The sequence below is a fragment of the Rhizobium deserti genome (assembly GCF_004358025.1).
Lineage (GTDB): Bacteria > Pseudomonadota > Alphaproteobacteria > Rhizobiales > Rhizobiaceae > Neorhizobium > Neorhizobium deserti.
The window spans coordinates 254,230-260,668 of sequence record NZ_SMTL01000005.1; the positions used below are offsets into that span (position 1 = coordinate 254,230).

General features: G+C 59.5%; 6 protein-coding genes. All 6 read right to left on the reverse strand.

The window, feature by feature from the left end; translation table 11 throughout:
• Nucleotides 1-44: 44 nt before the first annotated feature.
• The 6 genes from E2F50_RS18625 to E2F50_RS18650 all read right to left on the reverse strand — a co-directional run bounded on the left by E2F50_RS18625 (nucleotide 45) and on the right by E2F50_RS18650 (nucleotide 6,040).
• Nucleotides 45-911 carry a transporter substrate-binding domain-containing protein gene (locus tag E2F50_RS18625; protein WP_133317667.1) on the reverse strand — a complete coding sequence of 289 codons (867 nt, stop codon included), beginning with the start codon at nucleotides 909-911 and terminating at the stop codon, nucleotides 45-47.
• A gap of 191 nt (nucleotides 912-1,102) precedes the next feature.
• Nucleotides 1,103-2,170 (reverse strand): LLM class flavin-dependent oxidoreductase, encoded by a 1,068-nt coding sequence (locus E2F50_RS18630; RefSeq protein WP_133317668.1) that lies wholly within the window; start codon nucleotides 2,168-2,170, stop codon nucleotides 1,103-1,105.
• Nucleotides 2,167-3,177 carry a C-terminal binding protein gene (locus tag E2F50_RS18635; protein ID WP_133317669.1) on the reverse strand — a complete coding sequence of 337 codons (1,011 nt, stop codon included), beginning with the start codon at nucleotides 3,175-3,177 and terminating at the stop codon, nucleotides 2,167-2,169. The genes E2F50_RS18630 and E2F50_RS18635 overlap by 4 nt, the downstream gene beginning before the upstream one ends.
• Before the next feature lie 21 nt (nucleotides 3,178-3,198).
• Nucleotides 3,199-4,101, reverse strand: coding sequence for an ABC transporter permease (locus E2F50_RS18640; protein ID WP_245515468.1), 903 nt, complete (start codon nucleotides 4,099-4,101; stop codon nucleotides 3,199-3,201).
• On the reverse strand, nucleotides 4,098-4,925 hold the full coding sequence (locus E2F50_RS18645; RefSeq protein ID WP_161974234.1) for an ABC transporter ATP-binding protein: 828 nt from the start codon (nucleotides 4,923-4,925) through the stop codon (nucleotides 4,098-4,100). The genes E2F50_RS18640 and E2F50_RS18645 overlap by 4 nt, the downstream gene beginning before the upstream one ends.
• An 80-nt stretch (nucleotides 4,926-5,005) precedes the next feature.
• Complete coding sequence (locus tag E2F50_RS18650) at nucleotides 5,006-6,040, reverse strand: ABC transporter substrate-binding protein (protein WP_133317670.1); 1,035 nt, start codon at nucleotides 6,038-6,040, stop codon at nucleotides 5,006-5,008.
• Nucleotides 6,041-6,439 lie beyond the last annotated feature (399 nt).

A 6,439-nucleotide genomic window follows, 5' to 3' on the forward strand; every position in this document is an offset into this window, starting at 1 on the left:
CCTCGGCAGACCGGCGGAAGCACCCGTCTGCCGAGGCTTCGCGATCACTTCAGATTGTCGCAGGATGCCTTGTGATCGTTCTCGACATAGCCGTCGAAACCGGGCGTGCCAAAGCCCTTGGTCGGGGTGACGATGGTGGTGCCAGCGACTGGTGTGACGCCGAACCACTTTTCCGACAGCTTCGCCATCGAGCCGTCAAGCTTCAGGCATTCCATCGCCTTTTCGACCAGATCGCGATTGGCCTCGTCGCCCTTGCGGAATGGAAAGGCCCAAACTAAGCCGGTGGAGTATTCGTATGAGAGTTTGAGGCGCGGGTTCTGCTTGACCGCCCAGGCGGCGACCGTATTACCGGCAAGATTGGCATCGGCGCGGCCCGACATCACGGCGGCGACGGCATCCGAGTTGGTGCCGTAGCTTTCAACCTTCCACCCGTATTCCTTTTCCTTCTCGCGCAGGAAGCTGTCATAGGCGGAGCCCTTGTTGACGGCTATGGTCTTGCCCTTGAAGTCTTCTAGCGTCTTGAAGTCGCCGGCATTGGCCGGGACAACGAAGCTGAAATTGGTGTCCATGAAGCCTTCGGTAAAAAGCAGACTAGCGGAACGCTCCTTGTTCACCGTTACGGGAGCGGCGAGGAAGTCGTAGGTGCCTGCCTGCAGCGCCGGGATAAGGCTCGAAAACTGGGCGCCGGTGAGGTCGACCTTCTTGCCGAGCCGCTCTCCAATCAGGTTGATCAGGTCGACATTGAAGCCTTCCAGCTTCCCATCGAGCGTGGGCATGGCATGCGGGGCAAAAGTGCCGTCGATTGCGGTCTTGATGGTGTCATCAATCGCGAAGGCGGGGCTGGACACAAGGGAACTGCAGGCAATAAGCGTCGCGAGGCCGGCAAGGCCGACCTTGATCATGCGGTTCATCGATGTTCTCCTACTGGCGGTTCGAGCCTTTGCGGCCCTGTTATCCCGTCATAGTTCCACCGCTTCTGCCGCACTGCAATATAATTCTGGGCTATAATCGGATTAAAATTATACGATTTCAAAATACCAGGGACTGCTCTGGCTGTTATAGTAGCGGCCTTTGCAGAAGATCAGCTGCATATTTCCGAAGGCTAGACGAGAAGTGGAAGCAACTGGTCGCCCTGGCGTTTGATTTCCGCTAGATAGGGTGTGTCGGAGAGTATGAAATGGGTGATGCCCAGCTGCTCATATTTGCGCAGCGCGCGGGCCACATCTTCCGCCGATCCGACAAGCCATGTCGTTCCCGCTCCACCCCCGCCAAACTTGCCAGGCGCGGTATAAAGATTGTCGTCCAGAACGTCGCCTTGGCGGGCGAGGTCCAGGAGGCGCTGCTGGCCCACGGCGACGCCATGACGATGATCCTGCCAGCTTCCGGCTGCTCCTTTGGCCATCTTCGCGACCCTGGCTTCGGCATCCGCCCAGGCCTGCTCTGTCGTGTCACGCACCAGAGTAGTAATCCTAAGCCCGAATTCGAGCGGCGGTAGGTCGCGATCAAGCGTCTTGCCGAGTTCTTTCAACCGGTCAATCCGCTGCCGCACGCCATCAAGCGGTTCGCCCCAGAAGAGCTGTACATCGGCCTCAGTCGCTGCGACCCGCTCGGCAGCCTCGGAAGCGCCGCCAAAATAAAGCTTGGGATGGCGCCGATCACCGATCGGCGCAAGCCGCGGCGCCACGGTGGAGCCAGCAACTTGGAAATGACTGCCGGTGAAGGTGACATCTTCTTCCGTCCAGAGTTTGCGGACGAGCCGCATGAACTCCTTGGTGCGGGCATAACGCTGCGCCTGGTCCCCTTCCTCGTCGCCATAAGCAGCAAGCTGGTCCGGCCCGGACACGACATTGACCCGCACGCGCCCGCCGCTCAGCTGGTCAAGCGTTGCCGCTGACGAGGCAAAATTCGCAGGTTTCCAATAACCGGGACGAACCGCGATCAGAGGCTCGAAGCTCGTGGTCCGCGCCACCAGCGCCGTCGCGATGGTGAACGTATCCGGCCGGCCCCAGCCGGTGCCGATCAGGGCGCCTTTCCAGCCGTGCTGCTCAAGAGCCTTCGCCTGGCTGGTCAGCGTGTCCAGGCTGTTATGGTCCGGATCGGCCGCGTCGCCGCGATGACCGGCCTTCACGTCGTTGGGAATATACCAAAGAAACTCGGAATGGCTGCTCATGATCTGTCTGTCACCTGATTTCGAAGTCGTCCTTCATCGAGCAATATCCTGACCGTTTTTGCCGCGTTCAGGCGCATCTCGATGGCTGCATGATCGGAATAGAAGGCGTTATGCGGGGTGATCACCAGACGCCCTGCCAGCCATTCCTCCCGATCGCGCCAAGCTCTCAGCAAGGCATGATCGCCGGGCGGTTCCTCGACCAGAGTATCGATGGCGGCAGCGGCGAGATGGCCGCTCCGCAGCGCCTGTTCCAGCGCATCGAGATCGTCGATCAGTTCACCCCGCGCCGTATTGACGACGATCGCTCCCGGCTTAAGGCGGCCAAAGCCATCACCGTTCAACATGCCGCGTGTTTCCGCAGTGGCCGGGCAGTGCAGGGTAACGATGTCGGAGCGGCCAAGAAGCTCATCCAGCCGTCCGGCCCGCTCGTAGCCAATCGCCTTCTCATGTCCAGGCGGCTGACCGGGATCGTATCCGAGGACGTGAAAGCCGAAGGGCTTTAGCCGGTTGACGACCGCCGTGCCGATCCGCCCGACGCCGATGACGCCGACAGTTGCCCGGGTCGAGCGGGCAAGCGGCTTCAGGCTGTGGACCTGCCACCCGGACGTATAGCTGCGGGCGCGCGCATCATGCTCGAAGAGCCGCCGGTGCAGCGACAGGATCATTGCCAGTGCGTGATCGGCGACCTCCTCGGTGCCGTAATCCGGGTTGTTGGCGAACGGGATGCCGGCGCTGGCGAGCGCGGCGAGATCGATCTTCTCATAGCCGACACCATAGCGAACGACGCCCTTGCAGCGGTTCAGATGCGCGATGCTCTGGGCCCCGAGCCGTGCACCCCAGACCATCAGGGCATCGAGCCTTGAAAGCCGGTCGGCGGAAAAGGATGCTTCATCCCTGCTGTCGAAGAAGTCGATCTCGACATCGGGTCCGAGGACGTCGGCCTCAAGATCGGGTGCACCGATCATATGGTCGGTAATTCCGACCACGTATTTCTGTTCTGCTGTCATTCTTGCATGTTCCTGGTCGCGCTAGCGCGTCATTCCCCACCTTGCTACGGTTCTCTTCTCCAACTGACGGAACAGCACGTTTTCGACCAGAAGACCGAACAGGATGACCATGATCAGGCCGGCAAAGACGCGGTCGGTGTAGAGTTCGTTGCGGTTCTGGAAGATATACCAACCGAGCCCGCCCTTGCCGGACGAGGCGCCGAACACAAGCTCAGCCGCAATCAGGGTCCGCCAGGCAAATGCCCAGCCGATCTTCAGCCCGGCAATGATGGATGGCAGTGCGGCCGGCACTAAGATCAGAAGCACATAGCGCAGCCCCCGCAGCCCATAATTTCGGCCCGCCATTCGCAAGGTTTCCGGCACGCCGGTGAAGCCGGTATACATGTTCAAGGCCAGCGGCCAGAGCACGGAATGGATCAGCACGAAGACAAGGCTTCCTTGCCCCAACCCAAACCACAGGAGCGCCAGCGGCAGCAGCGCGATCGGCGGCAGGGGATTGAGCATGGAGGTGAGGGTGGAGAGGAGGTCGCGGCCAATCTGGGTCGATACGGCCAGCGATGTCAACACGAAGGCCAGAACCACGCCTGCCGCATAACCCTTGACCAGCACATTGAGCGAATTAAGCGCCCGCGCCGGGATAATACCGCTGGAAATATCCTCGAAAAGGGCCTTGATGGCGGCGGAAAAGGGCGGCAGCAGCAACTCGTTTCCTTGCAGCCGGGCTGCGATCTCCCAGAGCAGCGCAAGGCAGAGCAGGATCAGGCTCTTGCGCAGCCAGGTATACTGCCAGAGGCGCTGGTACAGCGGGAGCGTTTCTTCGGATTTCGCCTCCGAAAGCGGCTCGAGTGGAAGCTCGTATTCAGGTCGGACAGGCGGCGAAACTCGGCTGCCGATGGTTGCATCCATGCGCACCACGTCCGTCATGCCTCGGCTCCATCAACGGCTTCGGCGTCCTCGAAAAGAAGGCGGTGAATGCGATTGGCCGCCGCTTGGAACTGAGGGCTTCCGCCGCTCTGCATGTCCCATTCATGGGCGTTTATCTCGGCCCGCATGCGGCCGGGATGGGGCGACAGAAGCGCGATGCGATTGCCCACTACCAGCGCTTCCTCGATGGAATGGGTCACGAAGAGGAGGGTGAAGCGCACTTCTTCCCAAAGCGCCAGCAACTCCTCCTGCATCTTGCGCCGGGTAAGGGCATCGAGAGCGGCGAAGGGCTCGTCCATCAGCAGCACTCGCGGTTCCATGGCAAGCGCGCGGGCAATCGCCACACGCTGCTTCATGCCGCCGGACAAAGTGTTCGGATAGGCGTCCGCGAAACGGCTGAGACCGACCTTCTCGATATAGTGGTCGGCCCGTTCGGCAGCCTCCCTACGCTCGAGCCGGCCTGAAGCGCGCACCGGAAAAGCAACATTTTCGCGGACCGTCTTCCATGGCGGCAACTGGTCGAATTCCTGGAAAACCACGACGCGGTCTGGGCCCGGTCCGCTCACCGGGCGTCCGTCCAAGAGGATGCGGCCCTGTCTCGGCGCGATAAAGCCGCCTACAGCCTTCAGCAAGGTCGACTTGCCGCAGCCCGACGCGCCGAGAAGAATGAAGCGGTCGGCTTCCCAGACATCGAAGCTGACATTCTGCGTGGCCCGCACTATCCGCCCCGGTGCATGATATTCGAGCGTAACCCCCTCCACGGAAAGAAGAGGCTGGGAAGGCGGAACTCGGTTTTCCCGAGCGGGCGCAGTCATGTCATGCATCTGAATTCCGTAGGTTTGAAAACCGACAACCGGTTTGCGATTGCAAACCGGTTGTCGGCCGTGAAGGTCGCGATGCAGTATCAGCTGCCGTTTTCGCCGTACGCCTCGGGAAAGAAATAATCCTTCCACGAAGCCGCTCGGGTTTTCAGAACGCCGAGCTTGTTCAGCTCGGCCGCGTAAACGAAGGTGTTCTGAGGCTTGATCGTGAAGTCGTTCTCGGGGTCGTTGATGATATCGAGGACGAGCTGCGGCGAAAGCTTTGAACCCTGCTGACGGATAAAGGCCTCCGCAGCTTTCTGCTTATTTGCATTGATCCAGTCTGCAGCTTCTCGCAGCGCGGCATAGAAGGCCGCATAGGTTTTGGGATTTTTGTCGTGGAAAGCGGTGCTGGTGTAGAGAACATTGAACGTCGCGGGGCCGCCAAGAATGTCATAGGAGCTGATGACCTTGTGCACTGCCTTGTTTGCCTGCAGCGCCTGATAATAGAAGGGAGCCGACGAAAAATGCGAATTGACCTCTGTGCCACCTGAAATGAGTGCCGCGGTTGCGTCGGGGTGGGGGAGGCTGATGGAAATCTGGTCGAGCTTCTGGAAATCGTTCGCACCGAAAATCTTGGCTGCCTCGATCTGCAGGGTGCGCGATTGGAAGCCAACGCCTGCAGCAGGCACGGCGATACGGTCCTTCTCGCTGAAATCCTTGAGCGAGTGGACGTTGGGGTTGGTCGTCAGCAGGTAGTTCGGCAGCGACCCGAGAGCTGCTACCAGCTTGACGTCGCCCTTGGTGCGATCCCACATCGTTAAGGCCGGAGGCACGCCTGCCGATACGATATCGAGATTATTAGCAAGAAGCGCTTCGTTCATCGCGGTTGCACCAGATATGCTGGCCCACTCGACCTGGATATCGACGCCAGCAGCCTTACCATGCTTTTCGATCAGCGCCTGATCCCGAACGACGTCCAGGATCAGGTAAGAGATACCGAATTGCTGGGCTATCCTGATCTTACCTTCGGCTGCCGCCTGTCCCGCCAACAGCATTGCAAGAAGGCCGAAAGTAGCACCAAATGCTTTTTGGCGGCTGGGTCTGACGCTCAAGGTCGAAAGGCGAAATGCCGTCATGAATGCCCCCTAAGGCGAGTTGATGAACTTCGCGGGAGCCGTGCTTCACGCGGATGTGCGGTTCTGTAAGCTAAGTATCGCAAGCAGATGCAGCAACACGGACATGTTCTATTATGCAAGCTGAAATGAGAGCAGAATCCCTCCAGCGGAAGAGATGCTGGAACAAACGACTTTTATGCGCGAGGTCGAGCTGGCAAACCGCGTTGGTCAACACGCCCAGTTTCTTACAATCGCGTCCGAGTTCCATAATTTACCTTATGTGATCTCTGGTTTGTAGCCGCAAAGTTAAAATGTCCTGTTTCTGCAAAGTTAGAGTGTCACACTCCCCGCGTTAGGCAACGCGGAGACGAGCAGATGGGATTGATAGCGATGAGCGAGCGTGATCTGCAGCGGATCGAG